14 protein-coding genes, 1 tRNA gene and 1 pseudogene are annotated in these 18,670 nt (G+C 65.0%); 7 read left to right on the top strand and 9 right to left on the bottom strand.

Annotated elements, in window-relative coordinates; genetic code table 11:
- Nucleotides 1-82: 82 nt before the first annotated feature.
- The gene (locus V5F77_RS17465; protein WP_429006611.1) at nucleotides 83-877 is read right to left on the bottom strand and encodes an MBL fold metallo-hydrolase; all 795 of its coding nucleotides are present in this window, start codon (nucleotides 875-877) and stop codon (nucleotides 83-85) included.
- Between the two features lie 203 nt (nucleotides 878-1,080).
- Between V5F77_RS17465 and glgX the strand changes: the two genes are divergently transcribed.
- The 3 genes from glgX (at nucleotide 1,081) to V5F77_RS17450 (ending at nucleotide 6,825) form a co-directional block, all read left to right on the top strand.
- Nucleotides 1,081-3,231, top strand: a complete 2,151-nt coding sequence (glgX, locus tag V5F77_RS17460; protein WP_429006610.1) for a glycogen debranching protein GlgX — start codon at nucleotides 1,081-1,083, stop codon at nucleotides 3,229-3,231.
- Entirely contained in the window at nucleotides 3,228-5,243 is a 2,016-nt protein-coding gene (locus tag V5F77_RS17455) for an AI-2E family transporter (RefSeq protein ID WP_429006609.1), read from the top strand. The genes glgX and V5F77_RS17455 overlap by 4 nt, the downstream gene beginning before the upstream one ends.
- Nucleotides 5,244-5,664: 421 nt before the next feature.
- The gene (locus V5F77_RS17450; RefSeq protein WP_429006608.1) at nucleotides 5,665-6,825 is read left to right on the top strand and encodes a GGDEF domain-containing protein; all 1,161 of its coding nucleotides are present in this window, start codon (nucleotides 5,665-5,667) and stop codon (nucleotides 6,823-6,825) included.
- 71 nt (nucleotides 6,826-6,896) lie between these two features.
- Here V5F77_RS17450 and V5F77_RS17445 read toward each other — a convergent pair.
- Nucleotides 6,897-6,974, bottom strand: a tRNA-Pro gene (locus V5F77_RS17445).
- 472 nt (nucleotides 6,975-7,446) lie between these two features.
- Here V5F77_RS17445 and V5F77_RS17440 point away from each other — a divergent pair.
- Nucleotides 7,447-7,917, top strand: a complete 471-nt coding sequence (locus V5F77_RS17440; protein WP_429006607.1) for a septal ring lytic transglycosylase RlpA family protein — start codon at nucleotides 7,447-7,449, stop codon at nucleotides 7,915-7,917.
- Between the two features lie 1,618 nt (nucleotides 7,918-9,535).
- Here the strand turns inward: V5F77_RS17440 and V5F77_RS17435 are convergent.
- From V5F77_RS17435 to V5F77_RS17410, 6 genes and pseudogenes are all read right to left on the bottom strand, one after another.
- Nucleotides 9,536-9,841: pseudogene (locus tag V5F77_RS17435) on the bottom strand (MerR family transcriptional regulator); the annotation flags it as partial.
- Nucleotides 9,842-9,888: 47 nt separating this feature from the next.
- Complete coding sequence (locus V5F77_RS17430) at nucleotides 9,889-10,206, bottom strand: integration host factor subunit alpha (protein WP_348845236.1); 318 nt, start codon at nucleotides 10,204-10,206, stop codon at nucleotides 9,889-9,891.
- Between the two features lie 86 nt (nucleotides 10,207-10,292).
- Nucleotides 10,293-11,267, bottom strand: coding sequence for a beta-ketoacyl-ACP synthase III (locus V5F77_RS17425; RefSeq protein ID WP_429006606.1), 975 nt, complete (start codon nucleotides 11,265-11,267; stop codon nucleotides 10,293-10,295).
- Nucleotides 11,264-12,337: a phosphate acyltransferase PlsX gene (plsX, locus tag V5F77_RS17420; protein WP_429006605.1), complete on the bottom strand. Its 1,074-nt coding sequence runs from the start codon at nucleotides 12,335-12,337 to the stop codon at nucleotides 11,264-11,266. Before plsX ends, V5F77_RS17425 begins: the two co-directional genes overlap by 4 nt.
- A 100-nt stretch (nucleotides 12,338-12,437) precedes the next feature.
- Complete coding sequence (locus V5F77_RS17415) at nucleotides 12,438-12,953, bottom strand: YceD family protein (RefSeq protein WP_429006604.1); 516 nt, start codon at nucleotides 12,951-12,953, stop codon at nucleotides 12,438-12,440.
- The gene (locus tag V5F77_RS17410) at nucleotides 12,946-13,506 is read right to left on the bottom strand and encodes a ubiquinol-cytochrome C chaperone family protein (protein WP_429006603.1); all 561 of its coding nucleotides are present in this window, start codon (nucleotides 13,504-13,506) and stop codon (nucleotides 12,946-12,948) included. The genes V5F77_RS17415 and V5F77_RS17410 overlap by 8 nt, the downstream gene beginning before the upstream one ends.
- Before the next feature lie 146 nt (nucleotides 13,507-13,652).
- Here V5F77_RS17410 and V5F77_RS17405 point away from each other — a divergent pair, with 146 nt between their 5' ends.
- Nucleotides 13,653-14,162, top strand: coding sequence for an outer membrane protein assembly factor BamE (locus V5F77_RS17405; protein WP_429006602.1), 510 nt, complete (start codon nucleotides 13,653-13,655; stop codon nucleotides 14,160-14,162).
- A gap of 100 nt (nucleotides 14,163-14,262) precedes the next feature.
- Here the strand turns inward: V5F77_RS17405 and tpiA are convergent, their stop codons facing one another.
- Nucleotides 14,263-15,021 (bottom strand): triose-phosphate isomerase, encoded by a 759-nt coding sequence (gene tpiA, locus V5F77_RS17400; RefSeq protein ID WP_429006601.1) that lies wholly within the window; start codon nucleotides 15,019-15,021, stop codon nucleotides 14,263-14,265.
- Nucleotides 15,022-15,190: 169 nt separating this feature from the next.
- On the opposite strand from tpiA, the gene V5F77_RS17395 reads away from it, so the two are divergent.
- Both V5F77_RS17395 and trpE read left to right on the top strand, forming a co-directional pair.
- Complete coding sequence (locus V5F77_RS17395; protein ID WP_429006600.1) at nucleotides 15,191-17,086, top strand: peptidylprolyl isomerase; 1,896 nt, start codon at nucleotides 15,191-15,193, stop codon at nucleotides 17,084-17,086.
- A gap of 8 nt (nucleotides 17,087-17,094) precedes the next feature.
- Nucleotides 17,095-18,609 (top strand): anthranilate synthase component I, encoded by a 1,515-nt coding sequence (gene trpE, locus V5F77_RS17390; RefSeq protein WP_429006636.1) that lies wholly within the window; start codon nucleotides 17,095-17,097, stop codon nucleotides 18,607-18,609.
- Nucleotides 18,610-18,670: the final 61 nt, after the last annotated feature.

Here is an 18,670-nt window from a genome sequence, read left to right as displayed (position 1 = left end):
CATCGATCGAATTACAAATTAACAGCGATAAATCAGTGACTTGACTGCCTTACCTCATTGCAAATCGAGTAAGACGATTGCGTCAAGCCTCGAAACTCATGCCGTCAAACGCCGGAATAACCTTCTCCGGAAGAATCTCGGCGAGGCGGCCATAATCCAGATCGGTGTGCAGATTGGTCAGGATGCCGAGGCGCGGGCGTTGTCGCGCAATATGCTCCAAAGCATCCTTCAGGCTGAAATGCGATGGATGCGGCAGCTCACGTAACGCATCAACAATCCAGATATCTAAATTATCAAGATATTGCAATGAATTATTCGGAAATGCGCTGACGTCACTTGAATATGCCACGTCGTCGAAACGAAAGCCGAAGGAGTCGATTTCCCCGTGATGTTGGCGAAACGGAAGCGCAGCAATGGGGCCGCCCGGCCCGTTGATCTCCACCACCCGCCCCTCATGGAACCGGTGCTCGGTAAGGATTGGAGGGTAGACGCCGCCGGGCGGCGTCTGGAAACAATAGCCGAACCGCTCATGGAGGGCCGCGGAGGTCTCGGCATCAGTATAGACATCGATGCGGCGGCGCAGATGGATGGCCAGAGGGCGTACGTCATCGATGCCGTGGGTGTGATCGGCGTGGGCGTGGGTGAAGAGAACGCCGTCGAGCCTGTCCACCTGCGCGTCGAGCAACTGCTCTCGCAAGTCAGGCGAGGTGTCCACAAGCACGGTCGTCACGCCTTCCGGCCCGTGCCGCTGGACCAGCAGCGAACAGCGCCGGCGCCGATTGCGCGGATTGGCGGGATCGCAAGCCCCCCACCCCTGCCCCACACGCGGGACGCCGCCTGAGGAACCGCAGCCGAGAATCGTGAAGGTCAGGCCCATGGAAATTCCCGCACATCGTCCAGAAGGAGCCTTACCGCCCTGCGCCCGGATCACCAAGAGCCTCGACCCCCGAACCGTCCTCTTCTCCCCAACCCGGCCCCATGCGTGCGGCACCCAATACCAACGCAACCAACACTGCGCTGCGGCGTTCTGCACTCACGGCTCGTGTGTTTGACGAGCGACGTTCGAAACGGGGCAAGGATATGGATGTGCTGGTTGCCGCTGCGGCTCCCCAGGTCATGAAGGTGTCGCGGGTCCGGGAAGGAAATCCGTTCCCGCTCGGAGCAACCTGGGATGGGCTCGGTGTAAACTTTGCCTTGTTCTCGGCCAATGCCACGAAGGTGGAACTCTGCCTGTTCGACCCGGAGGGCGAGCGCGAAGTTGAGCGCATCGAACTCCCCGAATATACCGATGAGGTCTGGCACGGTTATCTTCCCGATGCCCGCCCCGGCCTCGTCTATGCCTATCGGGTGCACGGCACCTACGAGCCGGCGGCAGGCCATCGCTTCAATCCCAACAAATTGCTGCTCGACCCCTACGGCAAGCAACTAGTGGGTGGATTGACGTGGAATCCAGCCTTGTTCGGCTATCAGATGGAAAGCAAGGACAAGAACAAGGATCTCACCTTCGACACCCGCGACAGCGCCGCCTTCATGCCGAAGTGCCGGGTGATCGACCCGGCTTTCACCTGGGGCATGACGCGGCGACCCATGGTGCCGTGGGACCGGACGATACTCTATGAGGCCCACGCCCGCGGCTACACCATGCTTCATCCCCATGTGCGTGAGGAATTGCGCGGCACCTTCGCCGGCCTGATGGAGCCGGAGGTCATCGACCATGTGCGAGACCTCGGCATCACGGCCGTGGAACTGCTCCCGGTGCACGGCTTCGTGGATGACAGCTATCTCGTCGAAAAAGGGCTGAGAAATTATTGGGGCTATAACAGCATTGCCTTCTTCGCCCCCCATCCGCTCTATCTCGCGAGCCCGAACGTCAACGAGTTCAAGGAGATGGTCACCCGCTATCATGCGGCCGGCATCGAGATCATCCTGGATGTGGTCTACAACCACACCGCGGAGGGAAATGAGCTTGGCCCGACCCTGTCATTCAAAGGCATAGACAACGCCTCTTACTACCGCCTTCCAGAGGACAAGCGCTTCTACATCAACGACACGGGCACCGGAAACACGGTGAACCTCTCCCATCCCCGCGTGCTTCAGATGGTCACCGACAGCCTGCGCTATTGGGCCACGGAGATGCAGGTGGACGGGTTCCGCTTCGATCTCGCCACGATCCTGGGCCGGGAAGAGCACGGCTTCGACGAGGGCGGCGGGTTCCTGGATTCCTGCCGGCAGGATCCCACCTTGTCGCAGGTAAAGTTGATTGCCGAGCCCTGGGACTGCGGCCCTGGTGGATACCAGGTCGGCGGCTTCTCGCCGGGCTGGGCGGAATGGAACGACCGCTATCGTGACACCGTGCGCTCATTCTGGAAGGGCGACGACGGGCAGATCGCCGATCTTGCCACCCGGCTCACCGCATCCGGCGACTTCTTCAACAGGCGCGGCCGCAAGCCTTGGGCGTCGGTGAATTTCATATCTGCCCACGACGGCTTCACCCTGGCCGATCTCGTATCCTACAACGACAAGCACAACGAGGCGAACGGCGAGGACAATCGCGACGGCCATTCCCACAATTTGTCGTGGAATCACGGGGTGGAAGGGCCGTCCGACGATCCGGAGATCAATGCGCTACGGGCCCGTCAGATGCGCAACATGCTGGCCACGCTGCTGTTTTCCCAAGGCACGCCGATGATTCTGGCCGGAGATGAATTTGCCCGCAGCCAGGGGGGAAATAACAACGCCTATTGCCAGGACAACGAAATCGGCTGGATCAACTGGGACTTCTCCCAGGAAGGCGCGGATCTGCGCACCTTCGTCCGGCGCCTGATTAGGGTGCGCCAATCGCATCCCCTGTTGCGCCGCAGTCGGTTTCTCACCGGGGCTTACAACGAAGCACTCGACGTCAAGGATGTCAGCTGGCTATCGCCCGATGGTGGAGAGATGGGGGAGGACCAGTGGCAGGATGGCCTTGGCCGCTGCATGGGCGTTCTGATGGACGGCCGCGCCCAGCCGACAGGCATTCGCCGCAAGGGAACCGACACCACGCTGCTGCTGGTGGTCAACGCCCATTTCGACGTGGTGAACTTCACGCTTCCGGAGGTTGTGGGGGGCAAGGGCTGGCGCCTGATTTTGGATACCAATGTCCCGGAGGGCCAGGATCTGCCGATATTTCCGTTTGGGCAAACCTATGAAGTTACGGGCCGCTCGCTTCTGCTGCTTGAAGTTGCAGCATGAGCGCGACCGACAACGGCGCGCCCGAAAAGAGGGGCGTCACCCTGTTCCCGCGGGAAGTGGTGCGCCCTTCGCTTCTCCCTGCCGGATCCGGTGCGGTCGGCACACTGGTGGCGATGAGCGCCATCGTGGCGATGCTGTATTTCGGGCGGGAAGTGCTGGTGCCCGTTGCGCTTGCGGTGCTGCTCAGCTTCGTCCTGGCCCCGGTGATCCTGGTGCTGCGGCGGCTGAAAGTTCCGCGCACTTTGTCGGTCACCAGCGTGGTGGTGGTGACGTTTCTCGCCCTGGTGGCATTAGGCGCTGTGGTGGCGAGCCAGGTGGTGGAACTGGCCGGGGACCTGCCGCAATATCAGGTCAATATTCGCGACAAGATCCGCTCTCTAAGGGGCGCGACCGAGGGGTCCGGCACCCTGGAGCGGGCCGCGCAGATGCTTCAGGACCTGAGCAACGAACTGGATCGCCCCGAACCGCCCAATCCGATCAACGGCATCCGCCCCGAAGGCGTGGAACAGCCGCCCCTGCCGGTCGAGATCCGCCAGCCGAACCCGGGCACACTCGGGATGCTGAGCGCGGTGATGACGCCGCTGATCCACCCGCTCGCGACCACCGGCATCATCTTCATCTTTCTGATTTTCATCCTGTTGCAGCGCGAGGACCTCCGCAACCGCTTCATCCGACTGGCCGGAGCCAGCGACATTCAACGCACCACGGCCGCCCTCGACGATGCGGCAAGCCGCCTGTCGCGCTTCTTCCTCATGCAGGTGGCCTTGAATGCCGCGTTCGGCACGGTGATCGGGATCGGCCTTTGGCTGATCGGTGTGCCGAGCCCAATCCTGTGGGGCTTTATGGCGGCCGTGCTGCGTTTCGTTCCCTATATTGGCGCAATCATCGCCGCGCTGCTGCCGATCGCCCTTGCTCTTGCAGTGGACCCGGGATGGAGCATCGTGCTCTCCACCATCGCGTTGTTCGTGATCGTAGAGCCGCTCATCGGCCACATCATCGAGCCGCTGGTCTATGGCCGGAGCACGGGCCTTTCGCCGGTCGCTATCGTCGCCTCGGCGACGTTCTGGACTTGGCTGTGGGGACCTGTCGGCCTAGTTCTGGCAACGCCACTTACCTTATGCTTGGTGGTGCTCGGCCGCCACGTCGACCAATTGGAATTCCTCGACGTCATGCTCGGAGACCGCCCGCCCCTGAGCGCGCCGGAGCTGTTCTACCAACGCATGCTGGCCGGCGATCCGACCGAGGCGACCAGCAAGGCAGAGGAATTTCTGCGGGAACGCAGCTTCCTAGCCTATCTCGATCACGTGGCCCTGCCCGGCTTGCGGCTGGCCCAGAACGATCTTGCCCGCGGGACCCTGGACGAAGGCCGAATCGAGCGGTTTCGCTCCAGCCTCGGCGAATTGCTGGACAATCTTTCCGACATTCCCAACGGCATGCCCAAGGGAGACACGAAAGAAGCAGAAGCTGGCGCGGCGATCGCGGCGAGTCCGGCGGGTGCCACCTATCCGGTGCTCGATCCGAAGACGCTTCCGCCGCGCTGGCAGGGGGAAGAGCCGATCCTTTGCATCGCGGCACGATCCGGCCTCGATCAGGCCGCGGCGGACCTTCTGGCCAATCTGCTGAAGCGCCACGGTTTGGCGGCGCAGGTTGCCGGTCCTGAAACGCTCACCGTCGCGAACCTCGCGAAGCTCAGCGGCTCGGATCCCGCACTCACCATCCTCTCGTCGTTGGAAAGCGCCGGAACGGCTCACATGCGCTATTCCACGCGGCGCCTGCGCCGTCGCCTGCCGAGGAGCACGATCCTGCTCGCCGCTTGGGGGGCGCGCGATGATTCGGCGATGCGGGGCTCCCTGGAAAGCCAATCGGACACCGATATTGTGACCTCCAATCTGGAAGAAACCTTGTCGGCATGCCTGATGGCGGCCTCATCCACCTCCCAGGCGGATGCCGAAAGCCCGATCTTCGCGCCGGCACCGGCGGGGCGCAAACCGGAGGTGGGGGCCAAAGCCTAGGGGGAAAACCAACGCCCGCGCCGGTTTTTCTCAGGAATGTTTCATGTGAAACATTGAGTCAGGGAAGAAGAACATCGGATTCATCGCGTTTGTTCTACAATTTCGCGCGATGAATCTGCAACTTCCGGCGAAGTTCAGGTATCCCTTCTTCTCACCCCACGCGTCGCGACCGCGATGCCCCGCCGGCCGGCACCCGGGACGCGATCCGCCCCTGACGTGCCTGAGGCATGGCGGCATGTGCTCCACCACCCGGACGGTATACAAATCTTCATTTGATGTTGCCACCCGCGTATTTTACATGACCCATGCGCAGCAGCCTGCCGCAGCGAGAACGAGGTTGCCGCTTCTCGATGGATGCGTCTGTCCCGTGCCTCGCTTTTTGTCAGCTGGGGATCGGACGGCAATCTGAGAGACGGTGAAAATGGACCCCAGACTTGCGCTCCTCATCGCGGCGTTGCTGATGCTCTCCAATGGCGGGATGCTGGGTCTCATGTTTCGGGACTTGCCGGCGAACCTGCGACCGGCCGTGATCAGCTGGGAACTCGGGACGCTGCTGATTGCGGCGGGATGCGCCACCTTCGCGCTCGACATGCTGATCCCATACGGCGCCGTGATTTTCGTTGCGAATTGCACGATCATTATGGGGCTGACCTTCTACCTGCGTGCGCTGCGCCAATTTTACGGGCGCCCGGATCGCCTCGTCCTGGTGCTTCCCGCCGCTTTGGGAACCATCGCCATTATCTGGTTTGCTTTCGTCGATCCAAACACGCTCACCCGCATCTTGCTGGTGTCGGCCGCCTGGGTCACGCTCATGGGGGCGAGCTGGAAGACGTTGCTGGCCCAGTCCGGCCGGGACAATGCGATGAGCCGCAAGGTGCTGACAGGCATTTTCGGCGTCATCATCGTGTTCGTCATTTTCCGCGCCGTTTATTTCACGGTGGAGGGGATTCCGGAGGACTACAGCGTCGTCGACACGTCGAGCTGGCTGAACCTCGCCACGCCGATGCTGGCGACGGTGCTTCCGGTCAGCGGCACCACCGCCTTCGTCCTCATGTGCTCCGAGCGCATCCGCCGGCAATTGGAGCGGATGGCGTCGACCGATTATCTGACGGGCCTCGCCAATCGCCGCACCTTGATGGATGCCGGAACGCTTCTGTTCGCGGCCGCCCGCGTGCGGAAGTCCCCGTTCGCCCTCGCGCTCATCGATGTCGACGACTTCAAGACCATCAACGACCGGCATGGGCACGAAATCGGTGATCTCGCCCTCAAGCACGTGGCCGAGAGCCTTCAGGCCAATACCCGGGATTCGGAAATGCTGGCGCGGCTTGGCGGCGAGGAATTCGTGGTGCTGCTGGCAGACATGAATGCAGCGCAGGCCAAGGCCTATGGGGAGCGGCTGCGGCAAGCGGTGCTTGATCGCCCATTCGTCGCGGGCGCATCGCATCTCACGATCACCGTATCGATCGGCGTGGCGATCTACCGGCCCGACGACGGCGATTTCGACGTCCTGATGCGGCGCGCCGATCTTGCCCTCTACGCCGCGAAGGCGCGCGGCAGAAACTGTGTCGAGATCAACGCCTGATCCTGGCGATCAATGCGTTTGCCGTTACCGCGCCGAAGGCTGCGCCCGGTCCCTGGAAATTTTGGTTTGAATGGTCGGAGCGAGAGGATTTGAACCTCCGACCCCTAGTCCCCCAGACTAGTGCGCTAACCGGGCTGCGCTACGCTCCGACGTGGAGGGGAGGCTTAGACCATCGGATTGGCCGCCACAAGAGTGAAATGCGCCTCTATCCACCGTCCATCGCCACGCGGCCAAAAGGGCTCCGATTTTTCTCAGCCGAGGGGCGCGCCGAGGCACTCCCCTTCCCTTCCCTTCCCCCTCCTTCCCTCACCGGCCGGCCGCCCGGCTGGTGCTCGGGTGCCATGAGGCGAGAATCGGGCATCGCGGCGATCACGGACGCGCGACTTTGCAAAATGACATTTTTATTTAACAGTAAAAGACCAACACAAATAACAAATAGCTGCCAATATCCCCATTACTTCACCAAGACTATCCCATTTTCTTTCAGCAATACTTATTTAATAAGTCGTATTTTTTAAGCTTAGCCGTGTGATATCACAGTTTCGGCCATAAACGGTGACATTGTCGCCCCAATAGAACGTCATTCGCCGAACTCCCATCAACAACATGGAGGTCGAGGGAATGGAGATCCGGAAGGGGTTTTTTCTAGGATCGTTTGCGCTGACGCTCAGCGCGCTCTGTTCACCAGCCAATGCGGACGTCGCCCAGACCGGCGTTGCTTCCTATTATTGGCAGGGACAGGGCACGGCAAGCGGAGAACGTTTCAATCCCGGTGCCCTGACGGCGGCCCATCGCTCTCTCCCCTTCGGTACGAAGGTTCGCGTGACCAACCTGCGCAATGGCCGTGCAGTCGTGGTCCGCATCAATGACCGTGGACCTTTTGTCCGGGGTCGCATCATCGACGTCTCGCGTGCCGCGGCGTCCGAACTCGGCTTCACCGGGCACGGCGTCACGCGTGTTTCCATTGCCGTCCTCGGTCGCGGGGAGCAGGTTGCACAGGCAAGCTCGGACGAAGCGCCCGCTGCCCCGGCCCCCGTCGCCAATCTTTTCTCCTGGCTTCAGCAACCCCAGGCGCAAGATCCCACGAACTGACGCGTTGCGGTGCCTGCCCGCACGTCGGCCGGCACCGCTCCACACCCTCCAGTGGACATAGAGAGCGCTGGAAAAGAGCTTGATCGGCGGTGCTGGGGTTTTACAGCGGGGACTCGTCCTCGCGCTCCACGGCGCCGCCGAGCAGGCGACGGCACTCCCCCAATTCGTAAAGCGTCGCCTGCAGGCGATGCACATCATCGCGCGACAAGACCGGCGTCGCCGCTGGCGGCATGCCCGACACGCGTGGTTCCGACCGCAGATGCGGCGGCAGATATTGCTCCGGCGGCCCGGGACGGTGCGGCTCGCGCGGCGCGGCTTCCGGCCGGAAGCCCTGGTGATGGTCCCATCTCAACGGCTCAGGGTCTTCCAGGACGTATTCCTCCAAAGGTCCCGTCAGCGGACCGATCCGCGGCCGCTCATCGCCCGGCGGGGCGGGCCGGGGCGCCGGCGCGGCATGCGTCCATGACGACCCCTGTGCAGCTATCCGCCGGCCGTCTCCGCGCTCGTCGGCCCGCAAGGACGCGACATTCATGGCAGGCCCGCGCGACTCTGCGCGGCGCACCGGCGTCCCGGCCTCCGGCCCCGATCCCTGGACACCGGACGCGGGCCCATGCCCGCCGCGCGGCTCCAGGGCACGAAGAGGCTCATCCTCGCGCCATTCCTCGGGCCAGTCGTCCGCCGGGGCCACGGGTCCACGCGAGGGACCAAGCGGCGGACGCCGCTCCTCGCCCCGCATCTCCCCGCTCCGCATATCGGGGCGGAACGCGACATCGCGGTCGCGCGCGCCCGCCTCCTGACGCTCGGATTCGCTGCGGCGGGCCCGCGCGGGGATATATTCCTCTGGCGGACCGGGCACATGCTCCTTCAGGCGACGGATTCGCGCATCCAGCGGCTCGGAAATCTGCGGCGCGTCGGGGCCAAAGGCGGCGTCATCGAAGAACGGCAGAAGCGGGTCTTCAAGCTCGGGGACCGGCGCGGGCTCCGACAGGCGCGATGCAGGGCCCCGCGAGGGACGGCGCTGGGGGATCGGCGCGCGGCGTTCGCGCCCGGCCTCATGCCGCTGCTCCGGCGCAAAGGACGGGGCCGCGCGTTGCGGCGGTAGATCCCGCATCGCGTCGCGATCGAAATCGCGGTCGTCGAAATCGCGGTCGTCGAAATCGCGACCCTCGAATTCTTCATGGACCACCCGGCGAAAGAATTCCGCCTCGTCCTCGCGCTCGTGGCGCGGCTCCGGCGGGGGGCTGGCCCGGCGCGGCTCCGAAGGCCGCTCCACCGGCTGCGGCGCCGAGCGCGCGCGCGGCGCAGCTTCCAGGCGCGGCTCGACAGGCTCTTCATGGCGGCGGGTATGCTGGGAGAATTCCGGAAACGGCAATTCCGCGATCACCGGCGGCTCTTCGATCATCGGTTCGGCGCGCACCTTGCGGCGCGGCAGCAGGCCCAGGAAACCGCCCAGTGCCCCGCCGGCCTCGGCACCGCCGCGCGATGCCGCCCGCTGGCGTGGATTCGGCTCAATATCAGTGGCATAGGGAGCTTCGTCGAGGTCGGGCTCGGGCCCCCGGCGCCTCGGGGCTGCCGTCTCAGGTCCACGCGCGCGCGCTGCGATGGGCATGGTCGGCTGAAACGCCGCCGCTTCTTCCTCGATCGCCAGATCCTGAACGTAATGGATCCCCTGCTCCTTCAGGATGCGCTGAACACCCTTGATGGTGTAGCCGTCGCTATAGAGCAGGTGGCGCACGCCGCGCAGGAGGTCCACGTCCTCGGGCCGGTAGAATCGCCGGCCCCCGGCCCGCTTGATGGGCTTGATCTGCGTGAAGCGGGTTTCCCAGAAGCGCAGGACGTGCTGGGGCAGCTCGAGATCCTCGGCCACCTCGCTGATGGTGCGGAAGGCGTCCGGTGATTTGTCGGTTGGCCTCGCCTCGGGCACGTGCGCTCGCCCTCCATGCACCGCGGACAGTCGTCCGCGCGATCGGATCAGTCGCGATCCAGACCGTTTTCTGTGCGCCCGTTTATGCGATTCTTCAAGATGCTGGACGGTTTGAAAACCATCACCCGTCGCGGCTCGATCGGCACTTCTTCGCCGGTCTTCGGGTTTCGGCCGATCCGCTGCCCTTTGGAGCGGACGACGAAGGAGCCGAACGACGAAAGCTTCACTGTCTCACCCTTGGCGAGGCAGTCGGCGATTTCGCTCAGCACGAGTTCTACAAGCGCTGCGGACTCAGTCCGGGACAAGCCCACCTGTTGGTAGACTGCCTCACAGAGATCGGCACGCGTTATGGTCTTACCAGCCATATGTCTCCCCGGCCCCAAGAGAGAGGGACAGCCGTCGTGACCCTATCCACTCAGGGCGAGGCTGGTCAACGTTATTAGTGATTTACCTACCATCGGATGAGCGCCGAACCCCAGGTGAAGCCGCCGCCCATCGCCTCCAGCAAAACCAGGTCTCCGGTTTTGATGCGCCCATCCTTGCACGCCGTGTCCAGCGCAAGCGGAATGGAGGCGGCGGAAGTATTCCCATGGAGATCCACGGTTGTCACCACCTTGGACGTTGCAATTCCAAGTTTCTGCGCGCTGGCGTCGATGATGCGGCGATTGGCCTGATGCGGAACGAACCAGTCGATGGTCTCCGCCGAGGTTCCGGTGGCGCTGAAAGCGTCCTCGATCACGTCTGTGATCATGCCCACCGCATGCTTGAAAACCTCACGGCCCTCCATGCGCAGATGGCCGACGGTCTGGGTCGAGGACGGCCCGCCATCCACAAACAATTTGCTGCGATGGCGGCCATCGGAGCGCAGATGAGTGGTGAGAATGCCGCGGCCGTCGGCATCTTCAGCGTCGCGCGCCTCGATCACCACCGCACCGGCGCCGTCGCCGAACAGCACGCAGGTGCCGCGGTCCTCCCAATCGAGGATGCGGGAGAAGGTCTCGGCGCCGATCACCAGGGCGCGCGTGAAGCTGCCGGTGCGCAGATGCGCGTCGGCGGTCGCGAGCGCGAACACGAATCCGGAGCACACCGCCTGCAGGTCGAACGCGGCGCCGCGCGTGATGCCCAGTTCCGCCTGGACGGTCGCCGCGGTCGCGGGAAAGGTCTGGTCCGGCGTCGAGGTGGCGAGGATGATCAGGTCGATATCCGCCGCCTCCAGCCCGGCGTCCGCCAGGGCGCGGGTCGCGGCATGCCGCGCGAGATCGGAGGTCAGCTCCCCGGCAGCGGCGATATGACGCTCGCGAATGCCGGTCCGCTGCACGATCCATTCGTCCGACGTCTCCACCGAGCGGGCGAGTTCGGCGTTGGTGAGGACCCGGTCCGGCAGATAGGAGCCCACACCTCGAACCACGGACTTGATGACGCTCACGATTGACCTTCCGCTTCTACCGGCAACGCCGTGCCCGCCGCTCCGCCGGCTGCGGCACGCGTCAGGAGGCTCGTCTTGATGCGCGACAGCAATTCGTGCCGCACCATGTCGTAGCCGAGATCCACGGCGGCGGCGAAGCCTTCCGCATCCGCTCCGCCATGGCTTTTGATCACAACGCCGTTCAGGCCCAGAAACACGCCCCCGTTGGAACGGCGGGGATCCATCTTCTCGCGCAGCACGCGAAAGCCGTCGCGCGCGAGAATATAGCCGAGCCGGGAACGCCAGGTGCGGCCCATGGCGGCGCGCAAATAGCTCGCCAATTGCTTGGCCGTCCCCTCCGCCGTCTTCAGCGCGATATTGCCGGAAAATCCTTCTGTCACCACGACATCCACCGTGCCGGCGCCGATGTCGTTGCCTTCCACGAAGCCGTGGTAGAGCAGGTCGGTGGAGGTGTCCTCGCGCAGCAGGCGGCCGGCTTCCTTGACCTCCTCGACGCCCTTGATCTCCTCCACGCCCACATTCAGCAGCCCGATGGTCGGCCGCTCGATGCTGAACACGGTCCGCGCCATGGCCGATCCCATGATCGCCATCTCGACCAGGCTGTGCGCCGTCGCGCCGATGGACGCGCCGACATCGAGCACGATGCTCTCGCCGCGCAGGGTCGGCCAGATCGCCGCAATCGCCGGCCGGCCGATGCCCGGCATGGTGCGCAGGTTGAACTTGGCCATGGCCATCAGCGCGCCGGTATTGCCCGCCGAGATGGCCGCGTCGGCATCGCGGGTCTTCACCGCGTCGATGGCGCGCCACATGGACGATTTGTAGCGGCCGTTGCGCAACGCCTGGCTGGGCTTGTCGTCCATGCCGACGACGATCTCGGTGTGAATCACCCGCGAGGCGGCGCTCAGCCGGGGATGGGCGGCCAGCACCGCGCGCACCCGCTCCTCGTTGCCGAACAACAGGAATTGCGTGTCCGGGTGGCGTTCGAGCGCGAGCGCCGCCCCGGCCAATATGGTCTCCGGGCCATGGTCCCCGCCCATGGCGTCAACGGCAATGCGAACGGGCACGGTCATCGAGGCAGACGTTCCAGCTTGTTCCGCGGACGAAGAACCCGCTCCAGAGCGGCCGGACAATAACGTCTCGGGCGCACACCGCAATATTTCACACAGGCAATCAAGGCTTGTCCTTCAGGCGAGCGAGCTCCGCGAACGGCGACAGGGTTTCCGGAGCCTCGGCGATGGCTTCGAAGACCTCGCCGGGAAGCCGGGGATAGGGGTCCAACGCCAGAGAGAGGAATTCGGTCGCGAGATGCCCGAGATCGATGCCGCCGTCGACGATGGCGTCGGGCTGATCCAGCTCCGCTTCCGGGTCGTCCTCGTCGAGCGTGCGCACAGCGAGCACCTCCTCCGGGGCGAAATGGACGTCGATCTCCTCCTCGACCTCGGAATCGAAGGCCTCGAGGGAGACCACGGAGACCTGCCGCACCTGCGCCTTCAGGCGGCCGGAGACATGGGCGCCCGCGCCTTCCAGCATGACCTTGAGATCAGCCGTGAAGCCATGGACGGCCGGCACGTCCAGGAAGCGGGCGAGCGCGGCGCGTTGCGCCGCGTCCGGCGCAAGCTGCACCTGGAGCCCGTGGGCAGGAACCTCGGCAAGGGAAATACGATGGGTCAAGGGAAGGTCACTCATGATCAGCACCCTCGCGCGCGATCGGGGTGGGAAAATGGACATCGCCGCTGGCGAACGCTTCGGTCGGGACCGCGGCGAGGGCGGCAACCGTGCGCCTGACATAGGCGACCAGTGCTTCCCCCGGCGCACCAAGCGCCGCAGCTTCGACCTCATATATATTGCGTGCGACCGCTTCGCGCAGCGAGTCCGGCGGCGCACCGGCCTGGAGCGCCGCATCGAACACGCCGGCGCGGCCGTAGAACGCCTGGCCGATCTTCTTCATGCGCTTGGGCACGGTCAGGTCGCCCACGCCCATTTCGCGCAAGCTGCGATCCATGTCGTCGAGAAAGGCGTCGAACACCAATTGTGACATCTCCCGGCTCGCCGCATCACCGTTCTTCAGGCGGTGGCAGGCCAGAAATGTATGCAGCAACACCAATTCGAACCGCCCCTCTATAGTATCTGGGACGGCAAAGTCGGTATAGAAGGCAGGCTGCCGCGCCTGTGCCACGATCACGCCATAGAGGCGCTGGATGGTCGCTCGGCGCTCGGGTCGACGAAACAGATTCAGCATCACTTTTTGCGGGTCTGTGCGTCGCTCGTAGGCTAGACGCGGATGAGCAAGGGGCGTAGCGCGCTGGAGGCGTCGTGGCAAGGGCACTGGCATCGCTCAGGGATCAGGCGGCATATGCCGCAGGGGCAGAAATCGAGGGAATCGGCGTGGCGTCATCGCAAGCAAGAAGTTCCATTTCGCGCAAAGGCGCCCGCGGCCGCGCCTGCGCGGCGGTTGGACTGGCGGTGATCGCCGGCGCGCTGTCCGGCTGCGCGAACTTCGTCGGTGGAACCGGCACGTCGATCAGCGGCGTGGTGCGCACCTACCAGCGCGGCTATGTACTGAGCGACGGCGCGCTGGATCAGGTGCCGGTCGGCTCCAGCCAGGAGCAGGTGCTGCTGGTTCTCGGCACCCCGTCCACCGTCTCCACCGTGAACGGCGACGTGTTCTATTATATCTCCCAGACCGAGAAGCGGATCGCCTTCCTCAAGCCTGAGATTACCGAGCAGAAGGTGATCGCGGTCTATTTCGACAAGAACCGCCGGGTCACTCGCATCGCCAATTACGGCCTGCAGGACGGCAAGGTGTTCGACTTCGTCTCGCAGAAGACCCCGACCAGCGGCGAAGAGCTGAGCGTCATCAAGCAATTGCTGAGCGCCACCAACTTCTCGCTTTAATCGTGTTCTGGCGGGGTGGGCGCGCACGGCGCCCGCCCCCCAGGCCTCTTCTACGGGGCCTAACTTCGGCGGCCTCCTCCGGCCGCCTTTCCTGAAGGTCCTAGAGATAGGCCCGCGCGATGGCGAGGAAGTCGGCGGCCTTCAGGCTTGCTCCGCCCACCAGGGCGCCATCCACATCGCTCGCCCTCAGCAGGGTCGCGGCATTGTCCGGCTTCACCGAGCCGCCGTAGAGGATGCGCACCTTCTCCGCCTCCGCGCCGAACAGCTCGCGCAGGACGCCGCGAATCTCGCCGTGCACTTCCTCCACATCCTTCACGGTGGGCACGCGGCCGGTGCCGATCGCCCACACCGGCTCATAGGCGATCACAAGCTTTTCCGCCGAAATGCCCGCGGGAACGGATCCCCTCACCTGCCGGGCCACCACATGCAGGCAGGCGTCCGCATCGCGCTCGGCTTGCGTCTCGCCGACACAGACCACCGGTACCAGTCCCGCGCGCAGGGCAGCTGCCGCCTTCGCCTGCACCATCGCGTCGCTCTCGCCATGGTCGGTGCGGCGCTCGCTGTGCCCGACGATGACATGGCTGGCGCCGGCATCGGCGATCATCTCGGCCGCGATATCCCCGGTGTGGGCGCCGCAGGGCTTGGCGTGGCAATCCTGGGCGCCGATGGCAATGGCCGAGCCGGCGATCTCGCCGGCAAGGCCCGCGATCAGCGTCGCCGGCGGGCAGATCAACAGATCGACCCGTTCCCGCAAACCCGCGTCATAGCCTTCCACCATGGCCAGCAACTCCGCCCCCGAGTGCCGCAGCCCGTTCATTTTCCAGTTTCCGGCGACGAGCGGGCGGCGAACGACGGGCATGAATTCCTCCGGTGCGGATGACGATGGACAGGGGTGTTTCCGTCCGGTTATCAGAGGGCGCGCGACACGGCAAACGGCCCCGCCTGCGCCGTTGCGGCGCGAGGTCCCCCTCCCTATGATGCGCGCCTTCTGCGTCGGGGCCGCGCCCCTCCTCAAACCAGACTGAGCAATGGTACTTCAGACTCTCCGTAAAGGCGCCTCAGGCTTCATCGCCAAGGCCTTCCTTCTCCTGCTCACCGTCAGCTTTCTCGTTTGGGGCATCGCAGACGTGTTTCGCGGCCCGAGCGCGCGCGCCGTGGCCAAGGTTGGTGACACCGAGATTTCCGCGGACGCGTTCCGCCAGCAATATCTCGATCAGATCCAGCAGATCGGCCGGCGCACCGGGCGCCCGTTCACGCCCGAGCAGGCGCGCGCGTTCGGCCTCGACCGGCAGGTGCTGAACCAGATGGTGGCCGAGGCCACGCTCGACGACGCGGCCAAGAGCCTGGGTCTGGCCATTTCCGATGAAGAGGTGGCGCGCACCGTCCGCGCCAATCCCGCCTTGCGGCGTCCCGGCGCGACCGAGTTCGACCCGGCCTATTTCCAGCAGCTCCTGCGGGCCAACAACCTCACCGAGCCGCGTTTCCTGGCGGCGGAAAAGCAGCGCATGCTGCGTCAGCAGATCGCGTCCGCCGTCGGCGGGGATCTCGTTGCGCCCGCCATCCTGCTGAACGCGGCCCATCGCTATGAGAGCGAGCAGCGCGCAGTGTCCTATCTCGCGGTCGGTCCCGCGGCCGCAGGCCCGGTCGCCGCGCCGACCGACGCGCAGCTTCAGGCCTTTTTCACCACCCACAAGATCACCTTCCGGGCGCCGGAATATCGCAAGATCACGGTTCTTGCCCTCACCCCCGCAACGCTCGCGCCCTGGATTCAGGTGAGCGACGCGGACATCAAGGCCGCCTATGAGCGCAACGCTGCCCGTTTCGGCACGCCGGAGCGCCGCACCGTTCAGCAGATCGTCTTCTCCAAGGCGGACGAGGCGCAGCAGGCCTCGGACAAGATCAAGGCCGGCGAAACCTTCGACCAGATCGCCGCCGCGCGCGGCCTTAGCCCCAAGGACATCGATCTCGGCACAGTGGTGCGGACCGACCTGATCGATCCCAAGATCGCCGAAGCGGCCTTCTCGCTCCCCGTCGACGGCACCAGCGCGCCGGTTCCCGGCGCGTTCGGCTCCGCCCTGGTGCACGTGACCAAGATCGAGCCCGCCCAGCAGCAACCGCTTGAGCAGGTGCAGGACGTGCTGCGCAAGGAGCTTGCCCTCGACCGCGCCCGGCGCGAGCTGCTGGACAAGCACGATGCCATCGAGGACGACCGCGGCTCCGGCGCGACGCTGGCGGAGATCGCGCAGAAGGTCGGCCTGCAGAGCGAGACCATCGATGCCGTGGACCGCTCCGGCCGCGATCCCACCGGGGCCGAGGTGCGGGGCATTCCCGGCGGCGCCGAGGTGATCGCCGGGTCCTTCGCCTCGCAGCCGGGTGTGGAGACCGAGCCGGTGCAATTGCCGGATAACGGCGGCTATGTCTGGTACGACGTCAACGAGGTGACCCCCGCCCGCGAACGCCCGTTCGACGAGGTGCGCGAGCAGGTGGTGGCGCGCTGGACCGAGGACGAGACCGTGAAGGCGGTCGATGCCAAGGCCAAGCAGCTCCTCGCGGACGTGCAGGGCGGCAAGACGCTGGCCGATGTGGCGGGCGCAGCCGGGCTTGAAGTGAAATCTGCGGAAAACCTGCAAAGAGGCCGTGCCGCCTCGGATTTTTCGGCTGATGCCATCGCGAAGATCTTCGACGTGGCCCTGCACGGCTACGGCCTTGCGTCCGGAACCGTGCCGGCGGAGCGCATCCTGTTTCAGGTCACCGGGATTGTCGTGCCGCCGGAAACGACGGCCGAGCAGCAGGCCGCCACACGCATCGGGCAGCAGATCGAGACCGACCTGCTGCTGCAATATCTCGCCCAGTTGCGCACCCAGATCGGCGTCTCGGTGAACGAGCCGCTGCTTCAGCAGTCCATCGGCGCGAGCGCGAATTGAGCGGGATGATGATGAACGCGCCCTCCGATTTTGAGGCTTTCGCCCAACGCTATGCGCGCGGCGAGGCACAGATCGTCACGGTCACGCTGATCGCCGACCTCGAGACCCCGGTCTCCGCCTTCCTCAAGATCGCGGGCGAGAAGCCCAACGCGTTCCTGCTGGAATCGGTGGAGGGCGGGCAGACTCGCGGCCGCTATTCCATGATCGGCCTCGACCCTGACGTGATCTGGCGCGCCAATGGCGACACGGCCGAGATCAACCGCGCGGCACTCAAGGACCGGACGGCGTTCGAGCCCTGCGCCGAACCGCCGCTCGTGGCCCTGCGCAGCCTGCTGGCCGAATCGGCCATCGACCTGCCGGCCGGCGCCCCGCCCATGGCGGCGGGCGTGTTCGGCTATCTCGGCTATGACATGGTGCGCCAGATGGAGCGCCTCGCGCCGGCCAAGCCCGATCCCATCGGCGTGCCGGAAGCCCTGCTGATCCGCCCCACCTTGATGGTGGTGTTCGATGCGGTGAAGGACGAACTCACCGCCGTGACCCCCGTGCGCCCGCAGGACGGCGTGACCGCCCGCGCGGCGTTCGAGGCGGCGCTGGCGCGGCTCGACAGCGTGGTGGCGGGGCTCGATCGGCCCATGGCCCATCCCGCGCCGGAGCCGTTCCACGCCCATGTGGAGCCCGTCTCCAATACCACCGAGGCTGAATTCTGCGCCATGGTGGAGCAGGCGAAGGACTATATCCGCGCCGGCGATATCTTCCAGGTGGTGCTCTCCCAGCGTTTCGAGAGCCCGTTCGCCCTGCCCCCGTTCGCGCTCTACCGCGCGCTGCGTCGGGTCAATCCGGCGCCGTTCCTAGTCTATCTGAACTTCGAGGGCTTCTCGGTCGTCTGTTCCAGCCCCGAGATCCTGGTGCGGCTGCGTGACGGCAAGGTCACCATCCGCCCCATCGCCGGCACCCGCAAGCGCGGCGCGACCCATGTGGAGGACGAGGCGCTGGCAAGCGAGCTTCTCGCCGACCCGAAGGAGCGCGCCGAGCATCTCATGCTGCTGGACCTCGGCCGCAACGATGCCGGCCGCGTCTCGCAGATCGGCACCGTGGAAGTCACCGACAGCTTCTTCATCGAGCGCTACAGTCAGGTGATGCACATCGTCTCCAACGTCGAGGGCAAGGTTGATCCGCGCTTCGACGCGCTCGACGCGCTGGCGGCGGGTTTTCCCGCCGGCACGGTCTCCGGCGCGCCCAAGGTGCGGGCCATGGAGATCATCGACGAACTGGAGAAGGACAAGCGCGGCATCTATGCCGGGGCCATCGGCTATTTCAGCGCCAATGGCGAGATGGACACCTGCATCGTCCTGCGCACCGCCGTGGTGAAGGACGGGCGCATGTATGTGCAGGCCGGCGCCGGGCTGGTGTATGATTCCGTGCCGCTGAGCGAGCACCAGGAATGCATCAACAAGGCCAAGGCGCTGTTCCGTGCCGGCGAGGAAGCGGTGCGCTTCGCCGCCGGCGCCAAAAGGGGCCAGTGACATGGCGCATCCGATCTCCTTTCGCGAGCGATGGCGTCAGGCTTGACCCTTCCGTCACCCC

Source organism: Roseixanthobacter psychrophilus, from assembly GCF_043195195.1.
Classification (GTDB): Bacteria; Pseudomonadota; Alphaproteobacteria; order Rhizobiales; family Xanthobacteraceae; genus NCEH01.
Note: the sequence above shows the minus strand (reverse complement) of the source record. Positions and strands in the feature narration are given on the sequence as shown.

Coding starts and splice junctions, on each gene's coding strand:
- V5F77_RS17415 (WP_429006604.1), bottom strand. CDS start 12,953: ATGAGTGACCTTCCCTTGACCCATCGTATTTCCCTTGCCGAGGTTCCT.
- V5F77_RS17455 (WP_429006609.1), top strand. CDS start 3,228: ATGAGCGCGACCGACAACGGCGCGCCCGAAAAGAGGGGCGTCACCCTG.
- V5F77_RS17465 (WP_429006611.1), bottom strand. CDS start 877: ATGGGCCTGACCTTCACGATTCTCGGCTGCGGTTCCTCAGGCGGCGTC.
- glgX (WP_429006610.1), top strand. CDS start 1,081: ATGGATGTGCTGGTTGCCGCTGCGGCTCCCCAGGTCATGAAGGTGTCG.
- trpE (WP_429006636.1), top strand. CDS start 17,095: ATGATGAACGCGCCCTCCGATTTTGAGGCTTTCGCCCAACGCTATGCG.
- V5F77_RS17450 (WP_429006608.1), top strand. CDS start 5,665: ATGGACCCCAGACTTGCGCTCCTCATCGCGGCGTTGCTGATGCTCTCC.
- V5F77_RS17430 (WP_348845236.1), bottom strand. CDS start 10,206: ATGGCTGGTAAGACCATAACGCGTGCCGATCTCTGTGAGGCAGTCTAC.
- V5F77_RS17410 (WP_429006603.1), bottom strand. CDS start 13,506: ATGCTGAATCTGTTTCGTCGACCCGAGCGCCGAGCGACCATCCAGCGC.
- plsX (WP_429006605.1), bottom strand. CDS start 12,337: ATGACCGTGCCCGTTCGCATTGCCGTTGACGCCATGGGCGGGGACCAT.
- tpiA (WP_429006601.1), bottom strand. CDS start 15,021: ATGCCCGTCGTTCGCCGCCCGCTCGTCGCCGGAAACTGGAAAATGAAC.
- V5F77_RS17440 (WP_429006607.1), top strand. CDS start 7,447: ATGGAGATCCGGAAGGGGTTTTTTCTAGGATCGTTTGCGCTGACGCTC.
- V5F77_RS17395 (WP_429006600.1), top strand. CDS start 15,191: ATGGTACTTCAGACTCTCCGTAAAGGCGCCTCAGGCTTCATCGCCAAG.